This is a genomic window from Chlamydia pecorum E58 (assembly GCF_000204135.1).
GTDB classification, from domain to species: domain Bacteria; phylum Chlamydiota; class Chlamydiia; order Chlamydiales; family Chlamydiaceae; genus Chlamydia; species Chlamydia pecorum.
On the sequence record NC_015408.1, the window covers coordinates 553,529 to 568,754 of the forward strand.

Here is a 15,226-nt window from a genome sequence, read left to right on the forward strand (position 1 = left end):
TTTTAATAGAAAGATACTTTTATGAACAGTATTTCGGAGGGAAAAAAGCTCCCTATCCCCAAGAGGGGATAGGGAAAAAAGAGATTTATTCGTTTTTATCGATAATTTCTACATCAGCATCTTCGATATGCTCCTCTGGCGACGAAGCATTTGCTGCACCTCCTGCAGGAGGTTTTGTGCTGAAGCTATGTTTTTTCAAATCTTCCGTGTTGATATTTGGTCCTTGAGCGTTTGCTGCAGAAGCTGCTGCTGCAGAGGCAGACTGCGCTTGCATCGCCTCGCCGATCTTTTGCATATGCTTGCTAAGATCTTCAGAAGCCGCTTTAATAGTATCGATAGGAGCGTTATCTTTTAGTGCTGCGCGGACTTTTTCAATACGCTCTTCGATTTCTTTCGTAAGGCTTTCTGGAATTTGTGCTTTGTAGTCTGCAATCGCTTTTTCTGCTCGGAAAATATTGCTATCGGCTTCATTTCTTACTTCTGAAGCCTCTTTACGTTTTTTATCTTCCTCTTTGTTTTCTTCTGCATCACGAATCATCCTTTGGATTTCATCCTCTTGCAATCCTGAGCCAGCTTCAATACGGATTTTTTGTTCTTTGCCACTTGCGACATCTTTCGCTGAGACATGGAGAATTCCATTAGCATCGATATCAAAGGTAACTTCGATTTGAGGATGTCCTCGAGGTGCAGGAGGAATATCCGTAAGGTCGAACCTTCCGATTTCTTTGTTATCACTTGCCATAGGGCGCTCGCCCTGAAGCACAACAATCGTTACGGCAGGTTGGTTATCTGTAGCTGTAGAGAAGATTTGCTTTTTCTGTGTAGGGATGGTGGTGTTTCTTTCTACGAGATGGGTCATTACACCTCCTAAGGTTTCGATTCCTAAAGAGAGAGGAATCACATCAAGGAGAAGAACATCTTTAACCTCCCCACCTAAAACTCCACCTTGGATTGCTGCTCCGATGGCCACAACTTCGTCTGGGTTGACTCCTTTGTTGGGCTCTCTGCCAAAAAGCTCTTTTACAGCGGCTTGTACTGCAGGCATCCGAGACATTCCTCCAACAAGAAGAACATCATCGATATCACTAGGAGAGAGTTTCGCATCTTTCAATGCTTGTAAACAGGGAGCCTTTGTTCTTTCGATTAAAGAGGAGGCTAGTTTTTCAAATTGCGCACGTGTTAGCGTTAATGCGAGGTGCTTTGGCCCTTGCGCATCCATAGTGATAAATGGCTGGTTGATATCTGTAGAGGCGACCCCTGAAAGCTCGATTTTTGCTTTTTCTGCGGCATCTTTGAGTCTTTGCAGTGCCATGTTGTCTTTGCTAAGATCGATCCCCTCTTGTTTTTGAAATTCCTCAATCATCCATTTGATAATGACTTCATCGAAATCGTCTCCTCCTAGGTGGGTATCTCCATTTGTGGATAATACTTCAAACACACCATCTCCAATTTCTAAGATGGAAATATCGAAAGTTCCTCCACCAAGGTCAAAGACTGCAATTTTTTTATCTCCAGCTTTATCAATTCCATAAGCAAGAGCTGCTGCTGTAGGCTCAGGAATGATACGCTTAACATCAAGACCTGCGATTCTTCCAGCATCCTTTGTAGAGGCTCTTTGGGAGTCGTTAAAATATGCAGGAACAGTAATTACAGCTTCCGTAATGGTTTCTCCAAGATAGGCCTCTGCAGTCTCCTTCATTTTCATGAGGATTTGCGCCCCGATTTCTTCTGGAGTATATTGTTTATTATCTACTTCAAAAACAGCATCTCCTTTTGCATTTGCAACTACTTTATAAGGAACTGTTTGGATTTCTGAAGCAACTTCATCATATTTTCTTCCGATAAAACGCTTTGTAGAAGCTAGCGTTTTCTCTGGATTTGTTATGGCTTGGCGTTTTGCTGGAATTCCGACTAACTTTTCGGAGCCTTTAAAAGCAACGATTGAAGGAGTTGTTCTTGTTCCTTCTGATGATACGATAACTTTGGCTTGACCTCCTTCCATGACAGATACGCAAGAGTTGGTCGTTCCTAGGTCTATCCCGATAATTTTATTAGATTTTTTGTTCATGGTGAATACCTAAATCTTAGGGGTTATTTTCTTTATTTTCTTCAGCGGCAGGAGCTTTAGCTACTTTCACTTTTGCAACACGAATGGGGCGATCTCCGATTTTATATCCTTTTGAAAACTCTTCAAGAATAGTTCCTTCAGGGCATTCTGTGGTTTCTTCGATCTCCACAGCTTCATGTAGGAAAGGATTAAATTTTTGTCCTGCGGAGGAATACTCTTTAACACCTTTATCTGCAAAGACTTGTTTGAGCTGTCCCAAGATCATCGTGAACCCTATGGCCCAATTTTTCACTTCCTCAGACATTTGCGTCGCAAACCCTAACGCTTTTTCCATGCTCTCTATGGGAGCTAAGAAATCAATCAAGACATTTTCTACAGCATATTGCATGAGTTCTTGGCGTTCTTTTTGCATTCTCTTTCGTGCATTTTCAGATTCTGCTAGCATGAGAAGATACTTGTCATTTTTTTCTTGTAGCTCTGCTTTTAATGCCGCAACTTCCTGTTCCAGCTCGTGCACCTTGCTTTCGGAATCCGCAATGTCGTGTTCATCATCGGATGGGATCTCAGTCATGATGTCTCCTTAGAGGGTAAGAGTTTTATAGAAGCATACCCCGTTAAAGAACTAGGTTCTTTGGAAAACTTAGGATCCATGGGGCAGGGGCGCCTAAAGGATAGCTTAAATTTATAAAAGCTTCTACTTAAGCTGTGTTTAATTTTGTCTGAAAATAGCTTCATTGTAGGGAAGATCTCCTTGTAGGGAAGATGCTCTGAACCCAAAACACCAAATGCCCCTAAAGGAGTACGATGGATAAAATAGGGCATGGCAATGACGCTACACTCAGAATAGGGAGCCCCTAAAATGTCTGAGAGCTCTCTACCAATAAATGCTGTAGGCTGGTCTCTGCGCATGCTAATCTCCAACAGTTTACTCATGTACCTACGGTTTTCAAAAAGAGAGAGTCCTATAGCTAAGAACTCCGAGTCCTTGAATATCTCATAGCTAAGCAGCCGAGATAGCCCTGTTTGATGCAGGTCTTCCTCACTAAAATTGCAATAGCGCATCAAATAACGCACAACGATCTCGTTATAAAGCGTCATGCTGATTTGCTCTTCTTTTTCTGAAAGTTCTGTTTTCCTGGGCCCTTTTCTAAGATAATTTTGTAAAAAGAGCTCCACACGTCGTAAAGATTCTGGTTTAAAAGGTTCGGGAAGCCACAGAATGTCCGTAAATATCTGCCCAAATTCTGTAGAAAGAATCACTACAGCGCGCTGCTCATCCACAAGAGTGAGCTGAATGTTCGTTACGGAATCATTTTCAAACCTCGGGGAGGAAAAAAATACAGGGAGGTTCAAGACCTCTCCTAAGAGCTCGATAATTTTCTGCAGATCTTTGGTGATATTGCGGTTCTCTTCAGTCAGCGCGTTTAGCCTAAGGAGAACAGATTCTGGTATTTCCGGAGATTCCTCACTATTGACAAAGCGATCGATATAATAGCGATATGCTAAATCCGTAGGGATCCTTCCTCCAGAGATGTGATTCTTCTTTAGAAACCCTCGTGCTTCAAGCTCAACAAAGTAATTTCGTATTGTTGCCGAGCTCATCTGAGAACGTAAGCTATCTTTCAATGTCTTTGACCCTACGGGCTGCCCTGTTTTAAGATAAAGTTCTATCGCCGTTAAGAGAATGTAAAGAACTTTGGAATCTCGTTTCGATGGGGAAGGTTTAGTCATTCTATTTCCGGGGACAACCGCAATTGAGAGCATTATAAGAAAAAGCTCTATGAAGGTCAAGAAAGTTTGGCGCTTGTCTTTGTGGAGTGCTAATTTAAGAGGAGAACTGGGGAATACGACGAAATCGAGGGAGGTGTTCGTGGCTCCAAGAGATAAAGTTCTCAGGGGGGACAGAGAACTTCTCTCCGGATCGAGACTCAATTTCTAGGATTCCAGAGGCATGATATGCTTTGCCGATGATGAGTTTGTAGGGGATGCCTATAAGATCGCTATCTTTGAGCTTGAATCCGAGACGCTCGTCGCGGTCATCAAGTAGGGGTTCGCATCCCTGTTGTTGAAGATCTTGATATAGGGAATAGGCGACTTGCTCAGAAGGGGTATCGCCGCCATTGTATAAGATAGAGATAGAAAATGGAGCGATGATCTCAGGCCAGACGATTCCCCGAGAATCAGAGAGCTGCTCTACACAGGCAGCAAGAGTTCTTCCTATACCAATACCGTAGGTTCCCATCCAGCAGGGGCGCTCCTTGCCTTCTTCATCTTGGAATGTTGCTTGGAAACTTTCTGTATAGCGAATCCCTAAATTAAAGATATGCGCAACTTCTATCCCCTGAAAAATTTTGTAGGGAACGTCAGGATTTACAGGACAGAGATCTCCTTCTTGAGCGAGGAGATAGTCAGCATATTCTGGTTCAGGAAGATCTCTTCCCCAATTGACATTGATGCAATGCATATCTTTTTTATTATTCGCACAGATAAAGTTCGTCATGGGACGAAGGGATTCATCGGCGAAAAAGCGTATAGGGCAACTTAAAGGTCCTAGAAACCCCTTTTCTACTTTAAGGTGCGTAAGGATTTCTTCATCAGAAGCAAATATGGCATCGTCAGCATGGAACTTAGAGACCACCTTAGTGAGGTTTAGCTGGCGGTCTCCGCGAATCCCTATTGCAACAAATTGCTCCTCTTTTCCAAAGGAGAGCTTCACAACGAGGGTTTTGACAATTTTTTGTAGAGGCTGGGAGAAGAACTCCCCAACTGCCTCAATGGTTTTTACTCCCGGCGTAGACTTCTCTTCCATAGGGAGGAGTTCGTCATCGTATTTATAAGGCGGAAGGGCAACGGGAGCAGCTTCAATATTGGCGCTATAGTCTCCACTTACGCAAATGGTATCTTCCCCTAAAGAGCAAAGCACTTGAAACTCTTCAGATTTCCCCTTCCCGATCTTCCCTCCATCGGCATTGACGATTGCATAAGCAAGTCCTAAGCGATCAAAGATCTTACTGTACGCCATACGCAACTTTTGGTATTGCTCATCCATTTGCTCTGGAGAGTCTGAGAAGGTATAGCTATCTTCCATAAGTAACTCTCGCGAGCGAATCAACCCAAATCTTGGGCGGATCTCATCTCGAAATTTCGGTGCCATCTGGTATAGATGAAGGGGAAGCTGCTTTTTCCCCGAGAGCCATTGAGCAAGTAAAGCACTAACGATTTCTTCATGCGTTGGGGCAAGACAGTGCTCTTTCCCTTCACGATCTATGAGATGGTAGAGCAGATTTTCTGAGACAAAGGCGTGCCAGCGTCCTGTTTGTAGCCAATATTCTGCTGGATGAAGGATAGGAAGGAGTAGCTCCTGACCTCCAATAGCGTTGAGCTCTTCCCGGATAATCTCCATAAATTTTAACACCACTCGCCACAGAAGGGGGGTATAGGTGTAGATCCCTTTTCCTATTCTCCAAAGATAGCCTGCTTTTTCTAAGAGCTCATTAGAAAGAACGGCATCTTTCTTTGTATGTTTTAAGGTCCTATAGAAAAGTTGGGATGTTCTCATGGGAAAGTTTTTTTAGATTCTTGATTTCTATAAGTTTTTTTAAACTTACGGCTAGCTGCGGAATCTTAACATAGGAATGTTTCTAGATCAACGATTTGCGTGATTTTTGTAAAGAATCAACTTCTAATTACAGTTTTATAATTAATTGAATCTAACCTTATTAGAAATATAAAAATATTTTTTATTGTTAAAATTAAATTGGTTGGTAAGTTTTTTTATTTTTATGGTGGAGTATGTCTTCTGTAAATTCTAATACTACCTCTTCGGGAGCATCGAATTCTCCTCAGCCAGAAGGGAAGCCAGGAGTTACTCCTCCTGTGATTTTTCTTCCTTGTACAACTACGCAGAAACTCATAGATCAGCGTTCTAAAGATTTAGTAACCCAAAGTTCGCAGCTAGAATCTGTTGTGTATGGCCTAGTGTCTCCAGATCAGCTTCAAGGAGTTGTAGATGTGGCGGTGTCTGGAGTGAATGAGGAGATTGTAAAGGAACAGCTGGATCAAGCAGAGCAGAGGGCAGAAAATATTTCCTTGGTGGTGAATCAAGCGGGCCAGTTGTTTCAAGATTTACTCTTGGAACTGGAAAAAATTAAAAGTGCTTATCCTAAGCCCAAAGAGGGGGAAAGAAGAGATTATTCTATACTTGATAGGGAAGGATTAGAGAGCATAACTTCTTCGTTAGAGGATCTTAAAGCTGCCGTGAAGAAATGCAATGATGTTTTATTTAGTTCTTTAGAAGAGTTGGGGTGTTATTGTCGTCTATTGATGGAATCAGGTTTTGATGCTGACACAGTAGCTCAGAAATGCAACGACCAAGGACTTTCTGTTGCTAAGATGCAACGCCTAGGTCTTGTGTATACCCAGGAATCTGGATGGAAAATCAATCAAGAAGGTCTTCTTCCTAAGCTGCAAGCGCCTTTATTTACATTAAATTCATTGATAAGCAATTTGGAAGATTCTGTCCAAAATGAGAATGCTCCTGAGAAGCCTTTGGAGGAAAGAGTACCTTCTCGTGGCTTATGTATGAAAATTTGGAATGAGCTTTGTAATATTTGCAATTGGCTGCTTAGTCTCTTTAATCGGTTATACGACCATGTACTTTTAGGCTTCTTTTTCTTCTTAAAGAGATTGGGGATCGTTTCTGGGGGACCTCGTCCACTTTCTAAACGTGTTCCTGTAAGTGAGGTAAGTCCTAATCAAGGGCCAAGTCAGTCAGTAAGGGTGAAAGGAAGGCAAGATCTTGGGGATGACGAGTTAGTTCGTCGTCCTGAAGAAGATTCCTCAGGAGCACAACAAGATTCCCATAAGCAGAAGAAGGAATCACAGGAAGGGTCATCTCCAAAGAATTCTCGAAAACGAAAATAGAGAAAGCTCAAGACAAAACATCATTTGTTTGAAGACATATTTACAAGCCCAGCAAGGATCTTCGTGCTGGGTTTTTTTATACGGGGATTGATTAGGAAGAACGAGGTTCTTTTTTATTTTAATAAGGGGAACGAAGAAGGGCAAACTTGTTTGAGATGTGAACAATTAGAATGTTATTGAGTTTACGTGAGTTTAGTTTTCTTGCTTATTGTTTTTTTTAAACCCCTTTTGTATGGTGACTTTTTAAAAGGTTATAGATGCATGGAGGGATGTCTTATGAAGAAATGGAGAGTGCCAGGATTTTTAGGGGTGTTTGCTCTCATTTCTGCAGGATGCTGTTTATGGAAAGAGCACTCCTCCACAATAGATTCCCTTCCTATTGTGAATCGCATTCTCGATGTTTGCAATCTCTCTGAGGTTGAGTCGCTTAAGGAGTTGGCTGAGGTAGTGGATTCCTGGAAGCTCTCGTCAGAAGAGAGATTTTCTAGGGAGATCTTACCTGTATGCCAGCTGAAAGATGAGCATGCTTTTTATAATGATTTCTCTCTACTTCGCATGACACAGGCAGTCCCGGCATATGCGGCTACCTATGATTGCGCTGTGGTTTTTGGAGGGCCTCTTCCTGCTTTGCGTCAGCGTTTGGATTTCTTGATTCGAGAGTGGCAGCGTGGTGTGCGCTTTCAGAAAATTATCTTCCTTTGTGGAAAGAGAAGCCTTTATCCGATGCTTGAAGCTAAAGAGCACTTTTTCGATTCTCGCTATAATCCCTTTCCTTCAGAGGCTAACTGGGAACAAGATGCTTCCCAGGGGATGCCTTCTTCTGAAGAAGAGGTCGCGAAATTTATTTGGGCACAGATGTTGCTTCCTAAAGCATGGCGGGATTCTAATGTTAAAGTGGTGTTTTTGGTTGCAGACCCTTCGGAAGGAGAGCACGCCACCAGAAAAGACACCTTAAAATTGCTGAGCTCGTATTATGTAGAGTTTCCTGAGCGCGTGTTGTTTGTAAGTAGTCAGCCGTTTATTAACTTGGATCGTTGCCGCTTGGAGCAGGTATTTAAAGAGGGCAACTATGACATCTCTGGTCCTGGATTTGCTCAGGGGATTTTGAAGTATCCTTGGGCTTCACGCGTATGTTTGCATACCTTGGCGGTGTGGCTAGAGGAAACCCATGGACACCTCCGAGTATGTAAGTAGGGGGCATGTGGATGAGGAGCTGTGTATCCTAGAGGTTCAGGTCACTCCGAAAGCTAAGGAGAATAAGATTGTAGGCTTTCAGGGAGAGGTTTTAAAAGTTCGTGTTACGGAGCCGCCAGAAAAGGGTAAGGCAAATGAGGCGGTGGTTTCCTTATTAGCGAAAGCCTTAGGGATTCCCAAGCGAGACGTGACACTAGTTTCCGGAGAGAGCTCAAGAAAGAAAAAGCTTATGATCCCCAAAAAGGTGCAGGAGAAGCTGCATGTATGGAGAAGTTAAGCTGCAGAGATGTTTGGTTCTTCGGACTTTGTGGTTTTCTTGTCTTTAAAAATAATGGAACGAAATTGTTTTTTTTCTGTCTTGTTCATCTTGATCCCGAGCTTTTTGATGATGTCTTCATTAAAAGTTGTGGTTTTTGCTAAAGGCTCAGCAATGATTTTTCTCAGGGCTTCGTGATCTTGGATATTGTAGAGCATATGGTGAGTAAGCTGCGCTACAAGTTTCCCGGATTTCTTGTAATCTACACCGCAGGCAATGCAGGCTCCTTCAGGAATTAACGAAAGATCATCGGTAACGATGGGAATTTTTTCTTTTAGGATATCTTGTATAAACATTAGGCCCTCCTTACGCATTAAGGAGGATAGAGGAATAAAAATTGCTGAAGGACGTTTATCGAGAGCTTGACGCACTCGAGTCTTTAAAGTGCTTTGGGTAATCGGGATCTCAATCACTTCAATCCCTGAAGCATGAAGTTTTTTGATCATCTCATTCTGGAGGTTAGAAGGAAAGGGATCTGAGGGTTTAAGATACACAACAGATTCTGCATTTGTTGTGACTGCCTGTATTGCAAAACAATACTGGTTAATATCGAGATTATCACTGATTCCTTGGATATTTTCTTGTGTCTTAGGGATGACGAGGCTTTCTTCATTGGGGACTGCAGCGTAAATCACGGGCTTCTTGGTTTCTATTGTGCTCATGACTTTTGTTGCCAAAACTCCTAATGTAATGATGGCAACGATATTTTTGTCCGTATGTAAAGAACGTGCAAGCTTACGTGCTTTGACGAGGTTATCTTCAGCATTGACAGTGATGATCTCAGGAATATTCCCAAGGGCTGAGAGGGCTTCTACACAACTTTGGCTACAGTCTATGAGGAGAGGATGGGAGAAAGAATGGAATATAGCAATTTTTTGAGAAGGAGACTTTTCAAAATGGCGGCCACAAATCACAACAGAAATAAATGAACAGATAAAGCAGAGAAAAAATAGGTAGTGAGAGAGCTTACGCAGGATCATCATAGAACGACCGTAGAAGAAAGTGGTGTAGAGGTAAGTTGTTTACAGGCTCTAGCTATATCCTCAGCTTTTGCTAACGCGGAGAAACGTACAAAGCCTTTACCATGCTCCCCAAAGGCATAGCCGGGAGTAGCGACAATATGATACTGATGCAGGAAAAAGTCAAAAGCATCCTTATCTGGAACTCCTCGAGGAAGCTCTACCCAAACATAGGGAGCATGCGCTCCTCCGTATACGGAAAATCCTGCTTGAGACAAGGCTTCTCGCAGTTGGCGCCCTTGATTTTGGTAATGGGCAACAGCTTGGGAAGAGGCAAGAAGATCGATTCCTAAGCAACCTCCTTCTTGAATAGGACGGGAGGCTCCATTAAATACGGCGGAAAGAAAACGCTGCCAATCTTGAAGGATTGAGAGCCCATTCGTATAGCAAAGTTCTTTAGGAATCACTGTCCATCCTAGGCGCATTCCTGTAAAGCCTAAGGATTTCGAAAAGGAACCCACCTCTATAGCACAATATCTTGCTTCAGGGATTTCAAAGATACTTTTAGGGAGGGTCGGGTCTGTAATAAAGGCTCTGTATGAGGTGTCGAAGATGATAATGGCGTTATGCTTTCGAGCATAGGAAACAAATTTCTGGAGTTCTTCATGGGAGAGCATACTTCCCGTTGGGTTGTTGGGGAAACAAAGACAAAAAATATCTATAGGGTGTTGCTTAGGAAGCTCGGGAATAAAGTGGTTTTCTTTAGTGCCGGGGAGCTTGATGATCTCTTTGACCCCTGTGAGATAGGCAATATCGATATAGGCAGGGTAGGTAGGATCTTGTAAAGCTAGGGTTTTCTCAGGACCAAACAGGGAAAAGAGACGGAAAAGGTCATTTTTTGCTCCATCAGAGATGGTGATCTCTTCTATGGAAATGTTCCCTTCATAAAACAGTGTTGCAAGTTTTTCTCTCAAAGGGAGGATCCCTGCTTCTGGACCGTAGCCTTGGTAGTTTTGCGAGGAGCTTTGTGTGTGGACAAAGTGTTCTATTGTAGAGGTGATTTGGGGGTCTATGGGTTGAGTTGTGTCTCCAATAGCGAGATCTGCAAGAACTACCTGAGGATATTCCTTCCGGAAGGAGGATAGTCTCTTCCGGATTTCAGAAAAAACATATTGAGGTTGTAAACGTGAAAAATAGGGATTTCTTTCCATTAGGATTCTCTCTATATGTCATGATCTGATGTTTAGACATCTTAAGAAAGGAGGAGCTTTTTTTATAGCCATTTCCTCATTTTTTACGATTTTCCTTATGCGAAGAGTCTGCAGGTTTTCCCCTGAGGGAATAGGAGAAAAAGGAGAGTTTTGTAGAGAAAGAGAACATTGGGAGCAGGTTTATGTTGGATATACTTTGGGAACACTTTTGTGCTATTGCGGAATAAATGCTCTATTTTCTATAGGTTACCAATACCATGAGAAAAGCTTTTCGATTTTATTGTTATTGGTCTGGCTTGTTTTTGTGCGGATATTTCTGCTCTTCACCTAGGAATCTTGGGGCTTCTTGTCTCGAATGTGAATACCAAAATAAAGCAACGCTACGTACAGATCAACTCCCTGAGAACCTTTGGAGCGATGAAGATAGCTGTTTCTTAACAGGCTACACGCAAGCGCTACTCGATATGCACTTTTTAGACAGCCGCACACAAGTCATTGTGGAGAACAACACTGCCTATCTGTTTTCTTTGCCTGTAGATGCAATACTTTCTGAAGCGATTATCAACTTTATTAAAGAGCTGCCGTTTATTTCTGCAATTGAGGTATGTGCGCGTCCCTATCGTGAATCTCTGTGTCAGGGAAACACGCCCCTTCTTCCTAAGGAGAAATCCTTAGGGACATACATCGTATGTGGGAAAGAAGGGGTGTGGTTACCGCAAAATACTCTCTTGTTTGCTCCTTTAATTGCGGACCCTAGGCAGGTCACGAATAGTGCAGGGATCCGATTTAATGAGAAGGTCATAGGAAACCGTGTGGGCTCCGCAATTTTCGGAGGGGATTTTGTATTCCTACGTCTTTTTGATGTGTCTCGATTCCATGGGGATTTAGATATCGGTTTGCAAGGGGGGGTCTTCTCTGTTTTTGATCTCGATCACCCAGAAGCATGCATGGTAAATTCGGACTTTTTTGTTTCTGTAGTGTTAGGATTTGCGGTTCATAAATGGAGTTATCGTCTACGCTTATGGCATCTCTCTTCTCATCTTGGTGATGAGTTTCTCCTCACACATCCTGCGTTCCCTAGGTATAATTTAAGCGACGAAGGCATAGATCTCTTTGTTTCCTATCGCTACACTCCTCATATCCGCTTGTATGGGGGAGTCGGATATATTATTAGCAGAGATCTAACATTTCCAGAGAGGCCGTTGTACTGTGAATGGGGCGCAGAGCTTCGCCCTTTTGGGCTTAGAGAAAGCAACCTCCATGCTCAGCCCATTTTTGCCATGCATTTTCGTTGTTGGGAAGAGCAGCATTTCGGTATCGACCAGACGTATATTCTCGGGATGGAGTGGGCGAAGTTTCAAGACGTCGGCAGGAAAGTTCGCGCATTTTTAGAATACCATCAAGGGTTTTCAAAAGAAGGCCAGTTTGTAAGGGAGCAGTGTAACTATTACGGCTTTCGTTTGTCTTACGGCTTTTAAACAGAGACAAAGCCTTGCTGGGGAGCAGGATATTCCGGCCCTATAGGGAGCTTCTGTGCAACATAGTCTTCAAATATGCGTATTCCTGCTTCCGCTGAGGAAATGCAAAAGAGGCAGTTGTAAATCCATTCAGAATTTTGAATTGTCCCTACAGCATCATTAATCTTATAGAGAGACGAAACTTTTTCTTTCCAGTACGTTTCAGGACCAATGAGAAATACAGGAGTAGGAGACTTTTTTTGAGTCTTTAAGCTCACAAGCTCAAGGGCAAGCTCGAGATCTGTCCCGACACCTCCAATAAGAAATACCGCAAGATCTACATGAAAGTCTGCTTGTCTCTCTATTAAAGAATGGAGGCGGTAGGTCATTTTTGCTTCGACATAAGAATTTGTTGGCTTGGCCTGTTCAGTTTCGTATTCTATACTGGCAAGGTTCCCACAGGAAAGGATCGAGAGTTCCTTAGCAATACGGTTGCTAAGCTCCATCATACCAGGGCCACCTCCAGTTATGACTGCCAGGGAAGTGTTTTTGGGAAATCCTGGGGGAGGAACTCTTTTCAGGAGCTCTTTCATGCCTGTAAGAAGGGATCTTAAGAGCTCCTCAGAGTCTCCATAAAGGAGGCTAGAGCCATGAATGCCGATGAAATAGGCAGAGCGAAACTCTGAGAGTTTATGTGGAGGGACAAACATCCCAACGTCTTTATTTTTGCGTTTTACATACTGTAAGACAGTATGGGAATCTTGATCCACCCAAAATGTAGAAATTCCCGCAAGGTAGAGGTCTAAGAGAAAGTTTCTATCTCTTTGGGAGAAGTAGATTCCATGGGTATAGGAAGGGATAAGAAAATAGATCCGCTTGAGAGTGTGGGACACGTAATGTGACAGAAACATCCCCTTCAGCCAGGGAGTGGGGAAATACCTTGTGAAAAGCACTCCCTGGCTAGTAATGGTCCCTGTTTCCATAGCTTCTAAAAAGGGATAGTACGGCTCTTGTTGAACATATTCCTCTCGAAGTTGAGTAGTTTCTTGAGGGGGGAGTGAGGTGTTTGTAGAGGTGATCCATGAGTTTGGGGTAAGCTCGGGAATTTCACTTCCTTTGGAGATAAAGAGAGCGGTTTTTTCACGATTTCCCGGGGCTGTTTGGAAGATCTTAAAGACTGCCTCTTTGGAGTCTAGGGAGGTTTGAAGGAGATCGCGATTGGAGAAAAAGGAGGATTCCTTATAGGGCTCGAGAGTAAAGAATTCTAAGGGGATCCTCTCTACAGGCTCTGATGTGGAGCCATAAAATTCATAGATATCTCCGGATTCTCGTGTTGTGGGTTCCAAAATATCTGCAGCTGTATGGCGTATACCTTTAGGAAGAAGTTCTTGGACTACGCGGGCAAAGACTGTACGGATATGTAACGGTTCTGTTTTAATTAAAAGAATCCTGTGCTGCTGAGGGAGCTTAGGAAGATTTTGATGGTGTTGATAGAGAGAAAGAAATTTCCTGACTTGCAGTCCTGGGCGGCTCAAAGCCTTACTGATAAAGGGAAGAAAGCCGTAGATCATGTCTTCATAGGTAATGATTCCAGGAAGTGTTGGGAGAGATACCACAAGTCTATCATCAATAATATCAAAGGTGATGAGCTTCTCAAGCTTTTTCCCAAAGCATAGAAGGGGCAGACCTTCACGATCTAAGCTTTTCATCATGGTTTCTAAGTATCGGGGAAGTCGGACAAGACGCCGGTCATCAGCAGCAAAGAGCTTTCCAATAAAACTTCCTGGCTGGAGGAGGGTAAGCATGGCGTTAGCGACAGGGTCTTTACTTGAGAAGTGTACGGAGAGGCGAGCTTCTTTATGACGCTTATCTAGTTCACAATGGGTAAGTACTGCTTCGACCCCTAACTGTGCTAAGGAACTTTTTACATTGAGTTGTATACAGTCTTGGGGTAGATGGAACCCTAGGAAGTATTCAGGGATTTTATGAATGCGGACTTCCCCTTCGTAGAGATCATGTGAGAGTTTGCGTAGAGGGGAATAAAGATAACCATCTGGGGATATCGTATCGTGTTGGGAATGAAGTCTATAGTCCATAGAGTCCGTATTTGGGAGTGAAGAATTAGTTTTAGAGGAAAAATCTTTTTAAGAAAATGGAAAGAATTGTCTTTGCGATTGAGAATTATTTTCCTCTGAATACAATGGAATGTTCTTAAGAGGAAAAACAAATATGCAAATTCCGAGAAGTGTAGGGACACACGACGGTTCGTTTCATGCTGATGAGGTAACTGCGTGTGCTCTTCTGATCATTTTTGATCTTGTAGATGAGGAAAAGATCGTTCGTTCTCGTAATTTTGAGGAATTGAAAAAATGCGAGTACGTATGCGATGTCGGAGGGGTGTATTCTTTAAAGGACAAGCGTTTTGATCACCATCAGCTTTCTTATGAAGGTCCTTGGAGTAGTGCAGGAATGGTCTTGCATTATCTTTTGCAAAGTGGGCATTTAGATTTTGAGGAATATCACTTTTTTAATAATACGTTAGTTCGTGGGATTGATGACCAGGATAACGGAAGGTTTTTCTCAGAAAAAGGATTTTGTTCTTTCTCTGATATTATTAAGATTTATAACCCTCGTGAGGAACAGGAAGAGTTTTCTGATAAGGACTTCTTTTTGGCTTTGCGCTTTACTGTAGATTTCCTTCGTCGTTTGCGGGAGAAATTTCGTTATGATCGCGCTTGTCGTGAGGTTGTTAAAGAAGCTATGGAAGGGAGCGATTTGTGTTTGTTTTTTGATCGTCCCCTTGCTTGGCAGGAGAATTTCTTTTTCCTTGGGGGGGCTACGCATCCCGCAGCGTTTGTGTGTTTCCCTTCCTGTGATCAATGGATTTTGCGGGGGATCCCTCCGAATCTTGAGCGTAGGATGGAAGTGCGTATCCCTTTTCCGGAGAGTTGGGCAGGCCTTCTTGGAGAAGAGCTATCCAAGGTGTCTCAGATTCCCGGAGCAGTATTTTGCCATAAGGGAAGGTTCCTTTCTGTATGGTCAAGTCGAGAAGGTTGCCAGCGTGCTTTGCAGGTAACTTTAGAAACTAGGGGTTGAGT

The 15,226-nt window shown here is 42.9% G+C and carries 12 protein-coding genes; 5 read left to right on the forward strand and 7 right to left on the reverse strand.

The genetic code is table 11. The features are described from left to right. Window positions 1-85: 85 nt before the first annotated feature. The 4 genes from dnaK to G5S_RS02575 all read right to left on the reverse strand — a co-directional run bounded on the left by dnaK (window position 86) and on the right by G5S_RS02575 (window position 5,627). Window positions 86-2,068 carry a molecular chaperone DnaK gene (gene dnaK, locus G5S_RS02560; RefSeq protein ID WP_013712621.1) on the reverse strand — a complete coding sequence of 661 codons (1,983 nt, stop codon included), beginning with the start codon at window positions 2,066-2,068 and terminating at the stop codon, window positions 86-88. Window positions 2,069-2,084: 16 nt separating this feature from the next. Beyond that, the gene (locus G5S_RS02565; protein WP_013712622.1) at window positions 2,085-2,639 is read right to left on the reverse strand and encodes a nucleotide exchange factor GrpE; all 555 of its coding nucleotides are present in this window, start codon (window positions 2,637-2,639) and stop codon (window positions 2,085-2,087) included. Continuing rightward, window positions 2,636-3,799: a heat-inducible transcriptional repressor HrcA gene (gene hrcA / locus G5S_RS02570; RefSeq protein WP_021756447.1), complete on the reverse strand. Its 1,164-nt coding sequence runs from the start codon at window positions 3,797-3,799 to the stop codon at window positions 2,636-2,638. Before hrcA ends, G5S_RS02565 begins: the two co-directional genes overlap by 4 nt. Before the next feature lie 94 nt (window positions 3,800-3,893). Then, window positions 3,894-5,627, reverse strand: a complete 1,734-nt coding sequence (locus G5S_RS02575) for a proline--tRNA ligase (protein WP_013712624.1) — start codon at window positions 5,625-5,627, stop codon at window positions 3,894-3,896. Between the two features lie 233 nt (window positions 5,628-5,860). Here G5S_RS02575 and G5S_RS02580 point away from each other — a divergent pair, with 233 nt between their 5' ends. From G5S_RS02580 to G5S_RS02590, 3 genes are all read left to right on the forward strand, one after another. After that, on the forward strand, window positions 5,861-6,991 hold the full coding sequence (locus G5S_RS02580; RefSeq protein ID WP_013712625.1) for a CT392 family protein: 1,131 nt from the start codon (window positions 5,861-5,863) through the stop codon (window positions 6,989-6,991). Between the two features lie 276 nt (window positions 6,992-7,267). Beyond that, window positions 7,268-8,185: a hypothetical protein gene (locus G5S_RS02585; protein WP_013712626.1), complete on the forward strand. Its 918-nt coding sequence runs from the start codon at window positions 7,268-7,270 to the stop codon at window positions 8,183-8,185. A 7-nt stretch (window positions 8,186-8,192) separates the two neighbouring features. Beyond that, window positions 8,193-8,462: a DUF167 family protein gene (locus G5S_RS02590; RefSeq protein ID WP_021756451.1), complete on the forward strand. Its 270-nt coding sequence runs from the start codon at window positions 8,193-8,195 to the stop codon at window positions 8,460-8,462. On the opposite strand, the gene G5S_RS02595 is transcribed toward G5S_RS02590, so the two are convergent. After that, window positions 8,459-9,481, reverse strand: coding sequence for an ABC transporter substrate-binding protein (locus G5S_RS02595; RefSeq protein ID WP_041467077.1), 1,023 nt, complete (start codon window positions 9,479-9,481; stop codon window positions 8,459-8,461). The genes G5S_RS02590 and G5S_RS02595 overlap by 4 nt on opposite strands. Further along, a complete protein-coding gene (locus tag G5S_RS02600) occupies window positions 9,481-10,671 on the reverse strand; it encodes an LL-diaminopimelate aminotransferase (RefSeq protein ID WP_013712629.1) in 1,191 nt (396 codons plus the stop codon). Before G5S_RS02600 ends, G5S_RS02595 begins: the two co-directional genes overlap by 1 nt. Before the next feature lie 257 nt (window positions 10,672-10,928). Between G5S_RS02600 and G5S_RS02610 the strand changes: the two genes are divergently transcribed. Beyond that, window positions 10,929-12,149 carry a DUF1207 domain-containing protein gene (locus tag G5S_RS02610; protein WP_021756454.1) on the forward strand — a complete coding sequence of 407 codons (1,221 nt, stop codon included), beginning with the start codon at window positions 10,929-10,931 and terminating at the stop codon, window positions 12,147-12,149. Here the strand turns inward: G5S_RS02610 and G5S_RS02615 are convergent. Then, a complete protein-coding gene (locus G5S_RS02615; RefSeq protein WP_013712631.1) occupies window positions 12,146-14,224 on the reverse strand; it encodes an LOG family protein in 2,079 nt (692 codons plus the stop codon). The two genes, G5S_RS02610 and G5S_RS02615, sit on opposite strands and share 4 nt — an antisense overlap. Before the next feature lie 133 nt (window positions 14,225-14,357). Between G5S_RS02615 and G5S_RS02620 the strand changes: the two genes are divergently transcribed. Then, a complete protein-coding gene (locus G5S_RS02620; RefSeq protein WP_013712632.1) occupies window positions 14,358-15,224 on the forward strand; it encodes an MYG1 family protein in 867 nt (288 codons plus the stop codon). The last annotated feature ends 2 nt before the right edge of the window (window positions 15,225-15,226 follow it).

Bases quoted from the DNA above. Each gene is read 5' to 3' on its own strand.
- G5S_RS02620 (WP_013712632.1), top strand. From the start codon at position 14,358: ATGCAAATTCCGAGAAGTGTAGGGACACACGACGGTTCGTTTCATGCT.
- G5S_RS02600 (WP_013712629.1), bottom strand. From the start codon at position 10,671: ATGGAAAGAAATCCCTATTTTTCACGTTTACAACCTCAATATGTTTTT.
- G5S_RS02585 (WP_013712626.1), top strand. From the start codon at position 7,268: ATGAAGAAATGGAGAGTGCCAGGATTTTTAGGGGTGTTTGCTCTCATT.
- hrcA (WP_021756447.1), bottom strand. From the start codon at position 3,799: ATGACTAAACCTTCCCCATCGAAACGAGATTCCAAAGTTCTTTACATT.
- dnaK (WP_013712621.1), bottom strand. From the start codon at position 2,068: ATGAACAAAAAATCTAATAAAATTATCGGGATAGACCTAGGAACGACC.
- G5S_RS02580 (WP_013712625.1), top strand. From the start codon at position 5,861: ATGTCTTCTGTAAATTCTAATACTACCTCTTCGGGAGCATCGAATTCT.
- G5S_RS02615 (WP_013712631.1), bottom strand. From the start codon at position 14,224: ATGGACTATAGACTTCATTCCCAACACGATACGATATCCCCAGATGGT.
- G5S_RS02595 (WP_041467077.1), bottom strand. From the start codon at position 9,481: ATGATCCTGCGTAAGCTCTCTCACTACCTATTTTTTCTCTGCTTTATC.
- G5S_RS02610 (WP_021756454.1), top strand. From the start codon at position 10,929: ATGAGAAAAGCTTTTCGATTTTATTGTTATTGGTCTGGCTTGTTTTTG.
- G5S_RS02575 (WP_013712624.1), bottom strand. From the start codon at position 5,627: ATGAGAACATCCCAACTTTTCTATAGGACCTTAAAACATACAAAGAAA.
- G5S_RS02565 (WP_013712622.1), bottom strand. From the start codon at position 2,639: ATGACTGAGATCCCATCCGATGATGAACACGACATTGCGGATTCCGAA.